The sequence below is a fragment of the Amycolatopsis alkalitolerans genome (genome assembly GCF_006152065.1).
In the GTDB taxonomy this organism is placed as follows: domain Bacteria; phylum Actinomycetota; class Actinomycetes; order Mycobacteriales; family Pseudonocardiaceae; genus Amycolatopsis_E; species Amycolatopsis_E alkalitolerans.
This window is the reverse complement of sequence record NZ_VDFW01000057.1, coordinates 1-16,601: the sequence shown is the minus strand read 5'-3', so window position 1 is coordinate 16,601 and position 16,601 is coordinate 1. Positions and strand designations below refer to the sequence as shown.

Sequence of the window (16,601 nt, the reverse complement as noted above, 5' to 3'; positions counted from 1 at the left end):
GCGGCTGTGGTCGAGACCACCGCTGCAGCTGGCGATCCGCCGACTGGCCGGTGCACGTGCCCCCGTCACCGGGGTGCTGGTGATCGGGGTGCTCGCGATCGGCACGCTCGCCGCGGGCAACGGCATCGCGGGCGGGCAGCGCACCGCGCTGGACACCAAGACCGGCGCCCTCGTCGGTGCGGTGAGCCGGGTCGACGTCGACACGAAGGTGGGGTTGGGCGAAACGCCGCTGCCCGCGCCGATCGCCGGCACGAGCACGATCGCCGGGCGCACCAGCGGTACCGGCAGTGTGGTGCTGGTGGTGGATCCGGCGACCTTCGCCCGCTCCGCGTACCTCGGCTCGCTGCGGGACGAAGTCACGGATCTGGTGCCACGGCTGGCACATCCGGTCCCCGGCGGGTTGCCCGCCATCCGCGTCGGGCACTCCGCGGACCAGTCGGCGAAGCTGCCAGGGGGCCTGCCGGACGCGGTCACGGTCACGGACCTGCCGTGGTTTCCGCTGCTGGGGAACAACTCCGGCTATGTCGTCTCGCGCACCGCGCTGACCCCGGCACAGCTGGCGAGCATCCCGCAGTGGAGCCTGCTGTCGCAGCTTCCGATGGATCAGCTGTCCGCCCACCTGTCGGCGGCGGCGCTCCTGCAGATCAACCGCACCAGCCAGGACACCGCACTCGACGCGCTGCCGTTCTACGTCGTGGAGTGGACGTTTTCCTTCGTGAGCCTGCTGGGCGGGGTGCTCGCCGTCGTCGCCGTGCTCGCGCTGCTGGTCGCCGTCGAAGTGCGGCGGCGGCAGAACGCGCTCGCCGGGGCGCTCGTACTGCGGATGGGCATGGGGGTGCGGGCCCTGTTCCGGAGCCACCTGATCGAACTGGGCGCGCTCGCCGGCCTCGCGGCGGTCGCCGGGGTCGCGTGCGGGGTGACCGTCGCGAGCCTGGCCGTGCCGAGATTCGACCCGGTGCGCTGGCTCGCGCCCCGCTCGGCGCTGCCCGATCAGACGACCTTCGTGCTCGCGGTCGCCGCCGCCGCGATCGCGGTGGTCCTGCTGGCGGGCTGGCTCGCGGTGCGTTCGGTACGGACTGCCCGGACCGCGGAGCTGCTGCGTGCGTGACACCGTGTTCGAACTCGACCGGATCGGCGTGGACTACCCGACCCCCGCCGGCACCGTGACCGGCCTGCACGACGTGACCATCGCCGTCCCGCGTTCGGGCATCACGGTGTTCGCCGGCCCGTCCGGCTCGGGCAAGTCGACGCTGCTGCGCGTGCTGGGCCTGTTCGAACGGCCGGCGCGTGGCACGCTGCGGTTCGACGGCACCGACACGGGCCCGCTCAGGCATCCGGCTCGGCGCGCGCTGCGGCGCGACCATCTGGGGCTGGTGTTCCAGAACCCGCCGGAGAACCTGCTGGACTACCTGAACGTCGCGGACAACCTTCGCGCCGCGGCTCAGTCGGCGCGGCGCCGGTGCGAACCGGAGGAGATCCTGTCGCGGCTGGGGCTCGCCGGCACCGGCTCGTGGCATATCTCCGCGCTGTCCGGCGGTCAGCAGCAGCGGCTGGCGTTCGGCTGCGCGCTCGCGCGAGGTTCGTCGGTGATCCTGGCCGACGAACCGACCTCGCAGCTGGACGAGGTCTCGGCCGATCTCGTCCTGGAAACCCTGCGCTATCTGGCGGAACACGGCTTCGCCGTGCTCGTCGCCTCCCATGACGACCGGTTGATCGAACTGGGCACCCGGATCGCGCGGTTGCGCGACGGCAGGCTGGAAGGGGTCGAGTGAGCGAGCCCGCGGTACACGCCTTCGGACTCCGGCGGCGGTTCAGCCATCCCAGCGGCGATGTCGAGGTGCTGCGCGGGCTGGAACTGTCCGTGGCCGCCGGTGAACTGGTCACCGTGTCCGGACGGTCCGGTTCCGGCAAGAGCGCGTTACTGGCGCTGCTCGGCGGGTTCGACTCCCCCGACTCCGGCCGCGTGCTGCTGGCCGGGGAGCCCATCGACGGCGCCCCACCGTGGCACACCTGCGCGGTGCTGCCGCAGGCGCTCGGGCTCGCCCACGAGCTGACGGTGGCCGAGAACGTCGCGTTGCCGCTGCGGCTGCGACCGGGCACGGACAGCACCGAGGAGCGGGTGACCGGGCTGCTGGCGGATCTCGGCGTCGGGCAGCTGGCCGATCGCTACCCGTCGGAGGTGTCGTTCGGGCAGCAGCAGCGGGTCGCGCTCGCGCGGGCCGTCAGCGGCCGGCCGAAGGTCCTGCTGACCGACGAGCCGACGGCGCATCTCGACGCCGGCAGCAGCCCGGCGGTGCTGCGGTTGTTGCGCCGCTGCGCGGACGAGGGCGCGGCGGTCATCGTCGCGACCCACGACGACGCGGTTCACGCGATCGCCGACCGCCGGGTCCGGCTCAGTGACGGGGTCCTCTCCGCGGCGTGATCACCGCTTCACCGCGGGCTCCGTAGACTTCACGTCGATGCGACGGTATCGGTGGTCGATCGGCGGGGGCGTCCTCCTGTTCGTCGCCGTGCTCACCGCGATCTTCGTGTTCTCCGGCCCCGGCAGCAGCCCGCCGATCAGGCGGCCCGGGCCGCCCGGCACCGGCCCGCTGACGATCGTGACGCTCGGCGACAGCACGGTCTCCGGCGAGGGCACGGGGAACTACACGGCCGGCACCAACGGGACGAACGGCGACTGGTGTCACCGCTCGCCCGACGCGGAGGTGTTCGAGACCGACGTGCCCGGTATCGCCGCCAAGGTCAACTTCGCCTGTTCCGGGGCGCCCGCGGCGCAGGTCGCGCTGGGTGAGGCCAAGCAGTGGACCGAACCCTCGCAGGCCGGGCAGCTGGCGAACCTCGTGAAGGACCACCGGGTCGCCGTCGTCGTGATCGCGGTCGGCGCGAACGACGATCCGCGCTTCTCCGCGCTGGTCTCCCAGTGCTTCCAGGCGTGGTTCGTCGCCGGCAGGCCGCCTTGCAGCGACGCCGTCGCACCCAACTGGCAGGACCAGGTCAACGCGATGGTGCCGAAGGTCGTGGCCGCGGTCACCGACGTCAAGACGGTGCTCGCGACGGCCGGGTACCGGCCAGGGGACTACCAGTTGGTGCTGCAGTCCTACGCGGCGCCGATCGGCCCCGACATCCCGCCCGACCTGCAGAACCTCAACGGCTGCCCGTTCCGGACGCAGGATCTGCGGTGGGTGCGCGACAACGGCGTGATCACGCTGTCCGCCGGTCTCGCACGGGCCGCAGCCCAGACCGGCGCGCGGTTCCTGGACCTTTCGCGCGCGGGCCGCGGGCACGAGGCGTGCAGCGGCGGCGCCGATCCGGGCAAGGAGTGGTTCAGCAGGCTGACCCTGCGGCTCAACGACCTCGCCGACGCCGACCGGGCCACCCACGCACTGCAGGAGTCGTTCCACCCCAACGCGAACGGCCAGGCCGAGATCGGCCGGTGCCTGACCGAGTTCCTGGCGACCGCGCTCCCCTCGGCCGCCTGCCTCTCCGGCGCCGACGGCAACCTCCACGCCGCCGCCACCGTCCCCGGCCCCTAACCCACTCGGCTAGAGGTCTAGGGCGGCGCGGAGGGCGGCGTCGATCTGATCCTGGGTGGTCTGGTCGATCTCGGCGACGCGTTCAGTGAGCCAGCCGCGGTAGAGGCGGGTCAAGTACAGCGTCGAGATCCAGAACCGCGAGTCCAGCGGCACGCCGAGGATGTCCTGCGGATCCTGCTCGAGCAACTCCGTGCCCAGCAGCCACGGCCGGTCGGACTCGTTCACCCCGTCCGAAGACAGCAACAGCACGGTGCGCTCACGCGCGGGCTGGACCGGCGGGCGATACGTCCAGACCTCACCCCTCCGCACGCAGTTCCTTCTCCGCCGCGGCTGTCTCGGCCTCGTCCGCCGCCGCCACACTCGCCAGGTCACCGGCAGGGCGCGCCCGGTATCCGGTGCGGACGGCCTCGCGCCGCGCGGCCTTCGACAGCCACGACGACAACGACAGCCCATGCGCCTTCGCGGCCCGCTCCGCGTATTCGATCGCCGAAGCGTCCAGCGACAATGTGACCTTACGTGTTGCCATACCTTTTATCGTACTCTCGACACGGTCACGACGACAGCGTCGGTGTGCGCCCTTCGAACGGCGTCGAAAGCACCACCGTCGTGCGGGTCGACACCATGGCCGACTCGCGGATCCGGCGCAGCAGATCCTCCAGCGCCCGCGGCGACGCGACCCGCACGAGCAGGATGTACGACTCGTCCCCCGCCACCGAATAACACGACTCGATCTCGGTGATGTGCTCCAGCCGCTGCGGATAGTCGTCCGGCGCGGCGGGATCGTTCGGGGTCAGCGAGATCAGCGCGGTCAGCGGCAGCCCGATCAGCTCGCCGTCGAGCTGCGCGGTGTAGCCCCGGATCACGCCCCGCTGTTCGAGCCGGCGGACGCGCTGGTGCACGGCCGAAACCGACAGCCCTACCCGCTCGGCGAGGTCGGTGAAGCTGCACCGCCCGTCCGCCGCGAGCTCCTGCGCGATCGCCTGGTCGAGCGGCTCCAGCGGGCCCGGGGCGTTCACGAGCCGAGCACGACGAGCTCGTGCGGGCGGTTGTTGAGCGACTCGCCACCGGTTTCGGTGACCACGACGATGTCCTCGATCCGCGCGCCCCAGCGCCCCGGCTGGTAGATCCCCGGCTCGACGCTGAAGGCCATCCCGGGCTCCAGCTCCAGCGTGTTGCCGCCGACGATGTACGGCTCCTCGTGCACGTCGAGCCCGATCCCGTGGCCGGTGCGGTGGATGAAAAACTCGCCGAAACCCGCGCCGGCGATCAGGTCGCGCGCGGCGGCGTCGACCTCCTGCGCCGTGACGCCCGGCCGCACCGCCGCGACCGCGGCCCGCTGCGCGCGCTGCAGGACGGCGTAGGTCTCCGCGACATCCGCGTCGCGCGGCTCACCGATCGCGTACGTCCGGGTGGAATCGGAGTTGTAGCCCTCCGGGATCGGGCCGCCGATGTCGATCACCACGATGTCGCCGCGTTCGATGACGCGCTCGGACACGTCGTGGTGCGGGCTCGCGCCGTTCGGCCCGGAACCCACGATGACGAACTCGGCCACCGCGTGCCCCTCGGCCACGATTCCCGCCGCGATGTCCGCGGCGACCTGGGCTTCGGTCCGGCCGGGCCGAAGCCACTCGCCCATCCGGGCGTGCACGCGGTCGATCGCGGCACCCGCACGGCGCAGGGCGTCCACCTCGGCGGCGTCCTTACGCATGCGCAGTTCCCGGACCACCGGGCCGGCCAGCGTCTGCTCGGCGTCGCCGAACGCGTCGCGGAACGCGAGTACGTGCAGAGCCATGGTGTTGTCGCTGACCGCGACGCGGCCGGGCTTGCCGAGACGGTCGGCGGCGATGCGGTACGGATCGTCACCGTCGACCCACGTGACGACCTCGACGCCGAGTTCGGCGGTGGGCACGTGCGCGTACCCGGGCGCTTCGAGCTTCGGCACGATCAGCGCGGGAACCCCGTCACCGGCCGGCAGCACGAGGGCGGTCAGCCGTTCGAACGAACCGCCCGCCTCACCGAGCAGGTAGCGCAGGTCCGAGCCCGGGGCGATGAGCAGCGCGTCGGTCTCGGCGCCGGCCGCCGCCTTTCGCGCCCGGTCCAACCGGGAACGCAGGACAGCCGGGTCCAGGGGCATGGGCGGTGTTGATCGGCGGGACATGCCCGAAGACTAGCCGCCCCGCCGCCGGTGTCCATCCAGGGACGCGCGCCCTCGGCTACTAGACTCCTCGCGCACCCCGACGTCAGGAGCCCATGAAGTCCCGGATCGTCCCCGCCCTCGGCCTGACGGCCGTGCTCGCCGCGTGTGCGGGCGCGCCCCAACCGGCGAGTACCCCGCCGGCACCGTCCAGCACGTCGGCCGCGCCGTCGTCCGCTTCCCCCGCCGGACCGCCCCCGGACGCGTGCGCCGCCGTCATTGCGCAGATGACCCCGCGTCAGCGGCTCGCGCAGATGGTGTTCGTCGGCGTGAACCCGAGCGACCCCGGGGCCGCGCTCACCCTCGTGCGTACCGAACAGCCCGGCGGCGTCTTCATCGGCGGGAACCCGACGGACCTGTTGCGTGGCAATGCGCTGGCGCCTGTCCAGCGGGCCGCGCGGTGGGGGCTCGCGGTCGCCGTCGACGAGGAAGGCGGTCGCGTCCAGCGCATCGACGCGCTGGACGGATCGATCCCCAGCGCACGGGTGATGGCCCGGACGATGACCGTCGACCAGGTGCGCGCGATCGGGCTCAAGCGGGGGCAGCAGTTACGGGCGCGTGGCGTCACCATGGATTTCGCGCCCGACCTCGACGTCAGCTCGCAGCCGGACAACGGCCCGATTGGCGACCGCTCGTTCAGCAGCGATCCGGCGAAGGCCCGCGACTACGGGCTCGCGTTCGCCGCCGGGTTGCGCGACGGCGGCGTCACCCCGGTGTTCAAGCACTTCCCCGGGCACGGGCACGCCACCGGCGACTCCCACGCCGGCGCGGTGACCACACCGCCGCTGAGTTCCTTGCGCACCAACGACCTCGTGCCGTATCAGGCGGTCGCAGACTTCAACGGCGGCGAGGTCATGGTCGGGCATCTCACCGTGCCGGGGCTCACCGGCGGGCAGCCGGCGTCGCTGTCCCCCGCCGCCTACCAGCTGCTGCGCACCGGCTATCGCTTCACCGGCCCGGTCCTGACCGACGACCTCGGTGCGATGAAGGCGATCACCGCGACCTACCGCCTGCCCGACGCCGTGCTGCACGCGCTGCTCGCCGGGGCCGATCAGGCACTGTGGTCCGGCGGCGGCGATCTGGACCCGGTCCTGGACCGGCTCGAGCAGGCGCTGGAGTCGGGTGAGTTACCGGCCACCCGCGTCGATGATGCGCTGCACCGGATCCTGCCCGCCAAGCACGCCTGCTGACGCATCAGCGCACCGACAAGCGCGACAGGTTCGGAAATGCCGCCAGTGTGCCTGGCGCACAGGAAGGCGAACCCAAGGTGAACACCGAATGTCGGTTCGGTTGACTTATACTGGCCAGCCACTGTCCACGCCATGGAGAAACGACTGTGCCGATCGACGTCACCTTGCGCTGGCGGGGAAGCCCGACCCGGGCCGAACCGGCCGAGCTGGAACGTGCGCTCGCGCCGGTCGCCGAGCAGTACAAGATCATGCTGGGGCCGCGCCGGGTGCGCACGGCGTCCTATTTGGACACGGTGGACTGGCGGCTGCGGCGCCGCGGTCTGGTGCTGACGCACGAAGGTGCATCCGGGCCCGGGTCGCTCGTACTCGACGCGGACGCGGTGAAGCTCACCGAGCCCCCGGCGTGGCCCGCTCGGGTCGAGGCGCTGCCCGGCGGGGCGGTGCGCGAAGCGGTCGCGGACGCGATGTGGGTGCGCGCGATCGCGCCGAAGGTGCGCAGCCGCACCACGTTCCGCGAGATCGTGCTGTGCGACCCCGAGGGTGAGGAGGCCGTGCGGATCGAATGGGCCGAGGCCACCGCCGTCCACCCGATCCGCACGGGGCCGCTGGTCCGGGTCACGGTGAGCCCAGCGGAGGGCCGCCGCCGCGACGGCAAATGGGTCGTGCGCGCGCTGCGCGAAACCGGCGAGTTCGAGCCCCTCGGCCACACTCTCTACGAGGACCTGCTGGACGCCTGCGGGCTGCCCGGGGAAAGATCGCGGTTCGAGATCACGCCGGGGATGCCCGCCGATGTGGCGATCGCGACCGCGTTACTGGGGTTCGCCGACGCGATCATGGCGAACGTCGACGGCACGATCGACGACATCGACCCCGAGTTCCTCCATCAGCTCCGGGTGGGGGTGCGGCGCACGCGGTCACTGCTGAAGATCGCGGGCGATGTGCTTCTCGGCGACCTCGCCGGACGCTACGCGGGCCGGTTCAAGGAGCTCGGCGATCTCACCACGCCGAGCCGCGACCTCGACGTGTACCTGCTGGAGTTCGACGGTCTCGCGCAAGGCCTGACCGCCGGCGGCGGCGACGACCTCGCTCCGTTCAAAGCACATCTGGAGCGGCACCAGGCCGCGGCGCGCAAGGCGCTCGTCCGAGGGCTGCGCGGGCAGCGGTTCGCCCGCGCGATGGAAAGCTGGCGCGCCGCGCTGACGGGGGTCGTCGAATCTGGCGGTGCGAAGACGACGGTGGACGAGCTGGCCGTGGACCGCTTGCGGCGCCTGACCAAGCGCGTCACGCGGCGTGCGAAGGCGATCACGCCCGAGTCTCCGGCCGCGGGCGTGCACGACCTGCGCAAGCGGTGCAAGGAACTGCGCTACGGGCTTGAGGTGTTCCAGCCGGTGTGCGAGCCGGTCACGCATCGCGGCGTGCTCAAGGATCTCAAGCGGCTGCAGGATGTCCTCGGCGCGTTCCAGGACGGCGAGGTCCAGAGCCAGACATTGCGCGCCTACGCGCAGGAGATGGTCGACGAAGGCCCGCCGCCCGCGGCCGCGTTGCTGGCGATGGGTGAGCTGCTGGCCGGGTTCGTCGACCACGAGAACGAGGCGCGCCACGACCTGACGGCCGCGGTCAGCGCGTTCGTCGCGAAATCCGGCCGGTTCACCGGGCTGGTTCGTTGACCGGCGTGCGCAGCGGGCCACCGTTCCAAGTCGCCGTCCAGCGCCGGGACCATCGAGGGCATCGGGCACGTCGAGACCGTGCCGGTCATCCGCACCGTCAAGCGGGTGGCGACCGCTACCGTAGGCGGCGGCCCTTCGAGAGGAGACGGATGAACCCGACGGAAGCGACTCTGCGGTCCCTGCACGGCATCGCCGAACTGCTGCTCGCCGGGCCGCAATACCGCACCTCCGGGCGGATCCGGTTGCGGGCCACCCCCAACGGGTTCGGTACGACCCTCGAACCGGACCTGCGCCTCGACGGTGACCACCTGGTCGCGGGTGAGCGGCGGATCTCGCTCAACGGAGTCACTTTCGCCGAGGCCGGACAAGCCGCCGGAGTCGAGGCGGGCGCCCCGGCCGGGCTGTACCGGGACGGGTCCGGGGCCAGGCCCGATAAGCGGATCACCCTCGAACCCGGTCCGCTGCAAGCCGCGATATCCGCGTTCGCGGCCGGTGACGAGGCGCTGCGCCGGTTCGCGCCCGCGGAGGAACCGGTGCTCTGGCCCGAACACTTCGACCTCGCCATCACCACCGGCGAGATCAACTACGGCGTCTCCCCCCGGCGACGGATACCTGCCCGAACCGTATGCCTACGTCGGGCCGCACCGGCCCCGGCAAGGTCCATTCTGGACAGCGCCGTTCGGCGCCGCGCGGCCGCTGCGCGGGCTGGCGGACATCGCGGCGTTCTTCACCGAGGGCAGGCAGGCGGCCGGCTGAACGACGTTGGGGCAGCCCGGACGACCGGACTGCCCCAACGCGGAGCTTCCGTGCATGGCACCCCGACCGGCCACGGAAGCCTCCCTGCGAGCGGCGCGTCCCCGATCGAGCGCCGCCCACCCCCGCCGTGCCGATACCCCGAGCATCCGCACGTGCGCCTAGTGTGCGGCCGGTCGGCGCAGGCGCGGTACCGCTGAAAGTCCCACGATCGCAGGGACCAAGGGCCGTAGCGTTCTCGTCAGCGCGAGCCGGGAAGCACCCGGTAGTGGGTCGTGAGCCGGTGCTCGTCGTCGAGGACGTGGAAGGCCAGCGCGGGCGGCTGGGCGTAGTCGAGCAGATCGCCGTGCTCCCACGGCAGTTTCAGGGTGGACACGACGCCGGGCGCGGCGCGCAGCGGCTTGCCCGCGAACGTGCTCGCCGCCGCGGTATGTGCGTGCCCGCACAGGACGGCCACGACCTGCGGGTAACGCTCCAGCAGCGCGGCGAGCCGGTCCTCGCCCCGTAGGCGGATCCCGTCGAGCACCGTGCTGTGCGCCCGGACGGGCGGATGGTCACCGCCGCGGTCGCGATCCTGCGCGCCGAAGGCCTGCGGAAGGTGACCATGCGCCGCCTGGCGCAGGAGCTCGACACGGGCCCGGCCTCGCTGTACGTCTACGTCGCCAACACCGACGAACTGCACGCGGCCGTGCTCGATGAACTGCTCGGCAAGGTCGACCTGCGCCCGATCCGGGCCGGCGGTGACTGGCGGGACAGGCTGATCGAAATCCTGCTGTCCTACACCACCGTCCTGTTCGAGCACGCCGGGCTCGCACGGTCCGCCCTGGTCGCCCGGCCCAGCGGCGCGCACTACCTGGAGCTGGCCGAGTCGCTGCTCGCGCTGCTGGACGAGGGCGGTGTCCCGCCCGCGCAGGCGGCGTGGGGGCTGGACGTCCTGCTGCAACTGGCCACCGCGACCGTGGCCGAGCATTCCGGCGACGCGCCGGTGACCGAAGCCGACTGGAACAAGCTCACCCAGGCCATCCAGCACGCGTCGCCGGCCCATCCGCATATCGCCGCGCTCGGCGCGGACCTGCTGTCCGGCACCCCTGAAGAGCGCCTCGGCTGGGCGTTCCGGGTGGTCATCAACGGAATCGCGTACACACCGAGGAGCACACCATGAACCACCACCCCATCGCGATCATCGGCGGCGGGCTGGGCGGCCTCACACTCGCGCGCGTACTGCACGTCCACGGCATCGAGGCCACGGTCTTCGAGCTGTCCGCGTCGCCGTCGGCCCGGACCCAGGGCGGCATGCTCGATATCCACGAGGACACCGGCCAGGCCGCGCTGCGGGCTGCCGGGCTGTACGACGCGTTCCGCACTCTCGTCCATGAGGGCGGTCAGGCGGTGCGCGTCCTGGACAAGAACGGCGTCCTCCAGCACAGCGAGGACGACGACGGCGAAGGCGGGCGGCCGGAAATCGAGCGTGGCCGGCTGCGTGACCTGCTGCTCGGCGCGCTGCCGGACGGCACGGTCCGGTGGGGCGCCAAGGTCACCGGTGCCCGTCCAGTCGCGGGCGGCCACGAGGTGACTCTCGCCGACGGCACGTCGTTCACGACCGGCCTCCTGATCGGTGCCGACGGGGCCTGGTCGCGGATCCGCCCGCTGGTGTCCACCGCGGTCCCGGCGCACGCCGGGGTGTCCTTTGCGGAACTCGACCTGCTGGACGCCGACACCCGGCATCCGTCCGCCGCCGCCATCGCCGGGGGCGGCATGCTGTTCGCGCTCGGCGACGGCAAGGGCTTCCTCGGTCATCGCAGGCCCGATGGCAGCCTCCACATCGCGGTCGCCGTCCGCACCGGCGAGGACTGGCTCGCAGGCATCGACTTCACCGACACGGCGGCGGTGAAAGCGGCCATGCTCGAGGAGTTCGAGGGCTGGGACGGCAGCCTGCGCGCGTTCATCAGCGAAGCCGACGGACCGCTGACTCCCCGCGCGATCCACCTCCTGCCGCCTGGGCACCGCTGGGCCCGCGTGCCCGGCGTCACGCTCGTCGGCGATGCCGCGCACCTGATGTCCCCGTTCGCAGGCGAGGGCGCGAACCTCGCGATGACCGACGGGGCCGAACTCGGCCTCGCGCTCGCCAAGAACCCCGGCGACACCGAGGCGGCCCTGGCGGTCCACGAAGCGGCCATGTTCCCGCGAGCGGAGGAATCCGCCCGCGATTCCGCGCAGGGGCTCGAACTGTGCTTCGCGCCCGATGCCCCGCGCGGGCTGGTCGAGATGTTCACCGCCGTTTGAGTGAGGCTAGAGGCGGGCCGGGCCCGCGGGGTGCGCCCCGGGTACCGGATCAGCCGGTCCGCTCAGGACTGCTGCTGCTGTTTGGCCACCTCGGCGCGTACCTCGTCCATGTCGAGTTCCTGCGCCTTGCCGATCAGCTCCTCGAGCGCCTGCTCGGGCAGTGCACCCGGCTGAGCGTAGAGCACCACGCCGTCCCGGACGACCATCAACGTCGGGATGGACGAGATACCGAAGGCCGCCGCCAGTTCCTGCTGCGCCTCCGTGTCCACCTTGCCGAAGACGACGTCCTCATGCTTGTCCGACGCCGTCTCGTACACGGGAGCGAACATCCGGCACGGTCCGCACCACGACGCCCAGAAGTCGACCAGCACCATGCCCTGCTGCCCGACCGTCTCGTCGAAGTTCTCCTTGGTCAGCTCGACCGTTGCCACGTGACTCTCCTAGCGTCGCTGGGGTGACTGCCCGTCCAACGTCGGCACGGGCCGGGGAATTCCGGTGGCTGGCTGTCAGAATCGCACTCGGACATCGCTCGAGGAGGAACCGAATGTCTCCAGGCACCAGCGCCGCGACCGTACTGCTCGACCGGGACGGCGCCGTCGCCACGGTCACCATCAACCGCCCGCACCGCAAGAACGCCCTCGACGAGTCCACCTGGACCGGCCTGCGCGCGGCGCTGCGGGAAGCCGGAGAGGACACCGCGGTCCGCGCCGTGGTGGTGACCGGCGCCGGCGGCGAGTTCTGCGCGGGCGCCGACCTCGGCGACATCACCAGCGGCGGTCATCCGCTGCACCGCATGCACGTGATCAGCGAGATCGCGCTGTACCTGCACGAGTTGCCCAAGCCGACGATCGCAAAGGTCGACGGTGTCGCGGTCGGCGCGGGCTGGAATCTCGCCCTCGGCTGTGACCTCGTGGTGGCCACGCCGCGGGCGCGGTTCAGCCAGATCTTCGCCAAACGAGCGCTGTCCCTCGACTTCGGCGGATCGTGGCTGCTGCCCCGGCTGGTCGGACTCCAGCAGGCGAAACGGCTGGCGCTGCTCGCGGAGATGATCGACGCCGACGAGGCCTTGCGGCTCGGGCTCGTCACCTGGGTGAAGCCGGTCGAAGAGCTCGACAAGTTCGTCGCGGCCACTGCCGCCGAACTGGCCGCGTTGCCCCCGGTCGCGCTCGCGCAGTCCAAGGCACTCCTGCAGCAGGGCGCCGGTGCGTCGCTGCGGGACGCGCTGGAGAACGAGTCCCGCGCGCAGGCGATCAACTTCGCGACCGCGGACGTGCCGGCCGCGTTCGAGGCCTTCCTGTCCAAGACCACGGCCGAGTACACGGGCGAGTGGGCGATGCCGTCAGACCCCCGGTAACACCGCGTTCAGGCCGCCAGCCACCGCCCGATACAGCCCAGCAGCTCGTCGGGGTCGACCGGTTTCGTGACATGGTCGCTCGCGCCGGCGGCGAGGCTCTTCTCCCGGTCCCCCGCCATCGCCTTCGCCGTCACCATGATGATCGGCAGCCGGTCGAACCGTGGGATCTCCCGGATCGCCGCCGTCGTGGCGTACCCGTCCATCTCGGGCATCATCACGTCCATCAGGATCAGGTCGACGTCCGGGCTCGCGAGCAGCTCCTCGATTCCCTTGCGGCCGTTGGGTGCGTGCCGCACCGTCATCCCGTGCAGCTCCAGCATGCCCGCGATCGCCAGCACGTTGCGCGCGTCGTCGTCGATCAGCAGGACCTTCCGTCCGTGTAGCCCGGGCGGGTTGCCTGGGCTCGGCGGCGCGGCCTGCGCTTCGACCACCGCCGGGGCGGGACCCCGCGACTCGCCCAGCAGCTCCAGGAACCGCTCCCGTAGCTCGTCGAGTGCGGTCAGCAGCTCGGTCCGGTGCGTCTCCACCAGTTGTTCGTGCGCGGGAACGAACGCCCGGGTCGGATGGGCGAGCACCGGCACCGCCTTCAGGCGCTCGCTCTCGCCGAGCCGCTGGAGCAAGCCCAGCGCGGACCCGTCGGGCAGGCTCGCGTCGAGCACCACGCACCGGTACTCGCGCGTGGTCAGCGCCGCGACCGCATCGTCCGGGGTGGTCACCGACTCGATGTGCACGGGTTCGCCGGTGATATCCGCGACGAACTCACGCACGAGCAAGGTGAGCAGCCGGTCGTCCGCGGCCTCCAGGATCAGCACCCTGCGCTGTGTTCCCGGTTGGCCCTCCTCGGCGGGGGTGACCGGCAAGGTCAGGGTGAACGTGCTGCCGCTGCCGAGCCGGCTCTCCGCGTGGATCTCGCCGCCGAGGAGGTTCGCGACCTGACTGCTGATCGACAGGCCGAGCCCGGTGCCGCCGTAACGGCGGCTCGTCGTTCCGTCCGCCTGCTGGAACGCCCCGAAGATCGTCTCCAGGTTCTCCGGCGCGATGCCGATTCCCGTGTCCAGCACCGCGAACTCCAGGCTCGCGCCGTGGTCCACCGCGCGCACCCGCAGTTCGATCCGGCCGCTTTCGGTGAACTTGACGGCGTTGGACAGCAGGTTGCGCAGCACCTGGCGCAGCCGCTGCTCGTCCGTGCACAGCTCGCCGGGCACGTCCTCGCCGACCGTGACTTCGAACTCGAGCCCCTTTTCCGCGGTCAGCGGCCGGAAGGTGGCCTCGACGTACTCCAGCAGCTGCGGCAGCGGGACCTGCTCGGTGTGGATGTCCATGCGGCCGGCCTCGACCTTCGACAGGTCGAGGATGTCGTTGATCAGCTGCAGCAGATCGGTGCCCGCGGACTGGATGACCTCCGCGAACTCGACCTGTTTCGGGGTGAGGTTCCGCGTCGAGTTCTGCGCGAGCACCCCGGCGAGGATGAGCAGGCTCGTCAGCGGGGTACGCAGCTCGTGCGAGATGTTGGCGAGGAACTCGGACTTGTACCTCGACGCGAGCGCCAGCTGCTGGGCACGTTCCTCGATCTCCTGGCGCGCCTGTTCGATCTCGACGTTCTTGAACTCGATGTCCCGGTTCTGGCGCGCCAGCAGTTCGGCCTTCTCCCCCAGTTCGGCGTTGGACTGCTGGAGCTTCACCTGCTGTGCCTGCAGCTCACCCGCGAGCCGCTGGGACTCCGCCAGCAGCGAGTCCGTGCGGGCGTTGGCGATGATCGTGTTGACGTTGACGCCGATGCTCTCCATCAGCTGTTCCAGGAAGTCCCGCCGCACCGGCGTGAACCGGGTGAACGAGGCAAGTTCGATCACACCGAGCACCTGGTCCTCGAACACGATCGGCAGCACGATCAGGTTGACCGGCGGCGCGTGCCCGAGGCTCGAGGAGATGGTGACGTACGCGGGCGGGGTCTCGTCGACCACGATCGGGATCTTCGTCTGCGCGACCTGGCCGATGAGCGACTGCCCGAGGTCGAAGGTGACTTCACCGGTGGCGGCGTGCCCGTAGCCGGCGATCAGCCTGAGCACCGGCTCCCCGGCTTCCATGAGGAAGAACGTGCCGTGCTGCGCGCCGACGAGCGGGGTCAGCTCGTTCATGATCAGCTGCGCGACCGTCCGCAGGTCCCGGTGGCCCTGCAGCAGGCCGGAGATCCGCGCGAGGTTCTTGTTGAGCCAGTCCTGGTCCTCGTTCGCGCGCGTGGTTTCGCGCAGTGACCGGACCATGGCGTTGATGTTGTCGCTCAGCTCGGCGACTTCTCCCTCGGCCTCCACGGAGATCGACCGGGTCAGGTCTCCGGTCGCGACCGCGCTCGCGACCTCCGCGATCGCTCGCACCTGCCGGGTCAGGTTCCCGGCGAGCTCGTTGACGTTCTCGGTGAGCCGTTTCCAGGTGCCCGAAACGCCCTCGACCTCCGCCTGCCCGCCGAGCCGGCCTTCCTTGCCCACCTCGCGCGCCACCCGGGTGACCTCCGCGGCGAACGAGGACAGCGTGTCGACCATCGTGTTGATGGTCGTCTTGAGCTCGAGGATCTCGCCGCGCGCGTCGACGTCGATCTTCTGGTTCATCTCACCGCGCGCGACGGCGGTGGTGACCTGCGCGATCGAGCGGACCTGCGCCGTCAGGTTGTTCGCCATCGAGTTCACGTTGTCGGTGAGGCTCTTCCAGGTCCCGGCGACGTTCGGCACGCGCGCCTGCCCGCCCAGGATCCCTTCGGTCCCGACCTCCCGGGCGACGCGGGTGACCTCGCCCGCGAACGCCGACAGGGTGTCGACCATCGTGTTGATCGTGTCGGCGAGAGCGGCGACCTCCCCCTTGGCCTCGACCGTGACCTTCTGCGACAGGTCCCCGCGCGCGACGGCGGTCGCGACCGAGGCGATCGAGCGCACCTGGTCGGTGAGGTTGTCGGCCATGACGTTGACGGACTCGGTGAGGCCTTTCCACGTCCCGGAGGCGCCTTTGACGTCCGCCTGACCACCGAGGCGCCCCTCGGTACCGACCTCGCGGGCGACCCGTGTGACCTCGTCGGCAAAGGACGACAACTGACCGACCATCGTGTTGATGGTTTCCTTGAGTTCCAGGATCTCGCCGCGCGCGTCGACCCGGATCTTCTGCGACAGATCCCCCCGGGCGACGGCGGTCGTCACCTCCGCGATCGAGCGGACCTGGTCGGTCAGGTTGGCGGCCATGACGTTGACGGACTCCGTCAGGCCCTTCCACGTGCCCGACACGCCCTTGACGTCCGCCTGCCCGCCGAGCCGGCCCTCCGTGCCGACCTCGCGGGCGACCCTGGTGACCTCGTCGGCGAACGACGAGAGCGTGTCGACCATCGTGTTGATCGTGGACTTCAGCTCCAGGATCTCGCCACGCGCATCGACGGTGACATTCTGGGACAGGTCGCCGCGCGCCACGGCCGTCGCCACCTGAGCGATCGCGCGGACCTGCGCGGTCAGGTTGCCGGCCATGAAGTTCACCGACGTGGTCAGGTCCCGCCACGTCCCGGCGACCCCGGGCACCTGGGCCTGCCCGCCCAGGATCCCTTCCGTACCAACCTCTTTCGCGACGCGGGTGACCTCGTCGGCGAACGAGGAC

The 16,601-nt window shown here is 71.3% G+C and carries 17 protein-coding genes and 1 pseudogene; 10 read left to right on the top strand and 8 right to left on the bottom strand.

The window, feature by feature from the left end:
• The 4 genes and pseudogenes from FG385_RS34150 to FG385_RS33150 form a co-directional block, all read left to right on the top strand.
• A pseudogene (locus FG385_RS34150) lies at positions 1-1,108 on the top strand (ABC transporter permease); the annotation flags it as partial.
• The gene (locus tag FG385_RS33160; protein ID WP_235022942.1) at positions 1,101-1,772 is read left to right on the top strand and encodes an ABC transporter ATP-binding protein; all 672 of its coding nucleotides are present in this window, start codon (positions 1,101-1,103) and stop codon (positions 1,770-1,772) included. The pseudogene FG385_RS34150 and the gene FG385_RS33160, both read left to right, overlap by 8 nt.
• Positions 1,769-2,422, top strand: coding sequence for an ABC transporter ATP-binding protein (locus FG385_RS33155; protein WP_139100768.1), 654 nt, complete (start codon positions 1,769-1,771; stop codon positions 2,420-2,422). Before FG385_RS33160 ends, FG385_RS33155 begins: the two co-directional genes overlap by 4 nt.
• 37 nt (positions 2,423-2,459) lie before the next feature.
• The gene (locus FG385_RS33150; protein ID WP_139100767.1) at positions 2,460-3,533 is read left to right on the top strand and encodes a GDSL-type esterase/lipase family protein; all 1,074 of its coding nucleotides are present in this window, start codon (positions 2,460-2,462) and stop codon (positions 3,531-3,533) included.
• A 9-nt stretch (positions 3,534-3,542) separates the two neighbouring features.
• Here FG385_RS33150 and FG385_RS33145 read toward each other — a convergent pair whose 3' ends face one another.
• The 5 genes from FG385_RS33145 to FG385_RS35775 all read right to left on the bottom strand — a co-directional run bounded on the left by FG385_RS33145 (position 3,543) and on the right by FG385_RS35775 (position 5,947).
• On the bottom strand, positions 3,543-3,842 hold the full coding sequence (locus tag FG385_RS33145) for a hypothetical protein (RefSeq protein WP_139100766.1): 300 nt from the start codon (positions 3,840-3,842) through the stop codon (positions 3,543-3,545).
• Complete coding sequence (locus tag FG385_RS33140; protein WP_139100765.1) at positions 3,829-4,059, bottom strand: hypothetical protein; 231 nt, start codon at positions 4,057-4,059, stop codon at positions 3,829-3,831. The genes FG385_RS33145 and FG385_RS33140 overlap by 14 nt, the downstream gene beginning before the upstream one ends.
• A gap of 25 nt (positions 4,060-4,084) precedes the next feature.
• Positions 4,085-4,549: an Lrp/AsnC family transcriptional regulator gene (locus tag FG385_RS33135; RefSeq protein WP_139100764.1), complete on the bottom strand. Its 465-nt coding sequence runs from the start codon at positions 4,547-4,549 to the stop codon at positions 4,085-4,087.
• Entirely contained in the window at positions 4,546-5,691 is a 1,146-nt protein-coding gene (locus FG385_RS33130; RefSeq protein WP_139100763.1) for a M24 family metallopeptidase, read from the bottom strand. The genes FG385_RS33135 and FG385_RS33130 overlap by 4 nt, the downstream gene beginning before the upstream one ends.
• 82 nt (positions 5,692-5,773) lie before the next feature.
• Complete coding sequence (locus FG385_RS35775) at positions 5,774-5,947, bottom strand: hypothetical protein (protein WP_407645591.1); 174 nt, start codon at positions 5,945-5,947, stop codon at positions 5,774-5,776.
• Positions 5,948-5,954: 7 nt separating this feature from the next.
• Between FG385_RS35775 and FG385_RS33125 the strand changes: the two genes are divergently transcribed.
• The 3 genes from FG385_RS33125 (at position 5,955) to FG385_RS33115 (ending at position 9,537) form a co-directional block, all read left to right on the top strand.
• The gene (locus FG385_RS33125) at positions 5,955-6,917 is read left to right on the top strand and encodes a glycoside hydrolase family 3 N-terminal domain-containing protein (RefSeq protein WP_407645589.1); all 963 of its coding nucleotides are present in this window, start codon (positions 5,955-5,957) and stop codon (positions 6,915-6,917) included.
• Between the two features lie 146 nt (positions 6,918-7,063).
• Positions 7,064-8,584 carry a CHAD domain-containing protein gene (locus FG385_RS33120; RefSeq protein ID WP_139100761.1) on the top strand — a complete coding sequence of 507 codons (1,521 nt, stop codon included), beginning with the start codon at positions 7,064-7,066 and terminating at the stop codon, positions 8,582-8,584.
• Between the two features lie 149 nt (positions 8,585-8,733).
• The gene (locus FG385_RS33115) at positions 8,734-9,537 is read left to right on the top strand and encodes a hypothetical protein (protein ID WP_235022941.1); all 804 of its coding nucleotides are present in this window, start codon (positions 8,734-8,736) and stop codon (positions 9,535-9,537) included.
• Between the two features lie 41 nt (positions 9,538-9,578).
• Here the strand turns inward: FG385_RS33115 and FG385_RS33110 are convergent, their stop codons facing one another.
• The gene (locus tag FG385_RS33110) at positions 9,579-9,863 is read right to left on the bottom strand and encodes a metallophosphoesterase family protein (protein ID WP_139100760.1); all 285 of its coding nucleotides are present in this window, start codon (positions 9,861-9,863) and stop codon (positions 9,579-9,581) included.
• A gap of 24 nt (positions 9,864-9,887) precedes the next feature.
• Here FG385_RS33110 and FG385_RS33105 point away from each other — a divergent pair, with 24 nt between their 5' ends.
• Positions 9,888-10,499: a TetR/AcrR family transcriptional regulator gene (locus tag FG385_RS33105; RefSeq protein WP_139100769.1), complete on the top strand. Its 612-nt coding sequence runs from the start codon at positions 9,888-9,890 to the stop codon at positions 10,497-10,499.
• Entirely contained in the window at positions 10,496-11,620 is a 1,125-nt protein-coding gene (locus tag FG385_RS33100; protein WP_139100759.1) for an FAD-dependent oxidoreductase, read from the top strand. Before FG385_RS33105 ends, FG385_RS33100 begins: the two co-directional genes overlap by 4 nt.
• Before the next feature lie 62 nt (positions 11,621-11,682).
• On the opposite strand, the gene trxA is transcribed toward FG385_RS33100, so the two are convergent.
• Positions 11,683-12,051, bottom strand: a complete 369-nt coding sequence (trxA, locus tag FG385_RS33095; protein ID WP_139100758.1) for a thioredoxin — start codon at positions 12,049-12,051, stop codon at positions 11,683-11,685.
• A gap of 113 nt (positions 12,052-12,164) precedes the next feature.
• Between trxA and FG385_RS33090 the strand changes: the two genes are divergently transcribed.
• Positions 12,165-12,974: an enoyl-CoA hydratase/isomerase family protein gene (locus tag FG385_RS33090; protein ID WP_139100757.1), complete on the top strand. Its 810-nt coding sequence runs from the start codon at positions 12,165-12,167 to the stop codon at positions 12,972-12,974.
• 8 nt (positions 12,975-12,982) lie between these two features.
• Here FG385_RS33090 and FG385_RS33085 read toward each other — a convergent pair.
• A partial coding sequence (locus FG385_RS33085) for a HAMP domain-containing protein (protein ID WP_139100756.1) occupies positions 12,983-16,601 on the bottom strand: 3,619 nt, incomplete at its 5' end.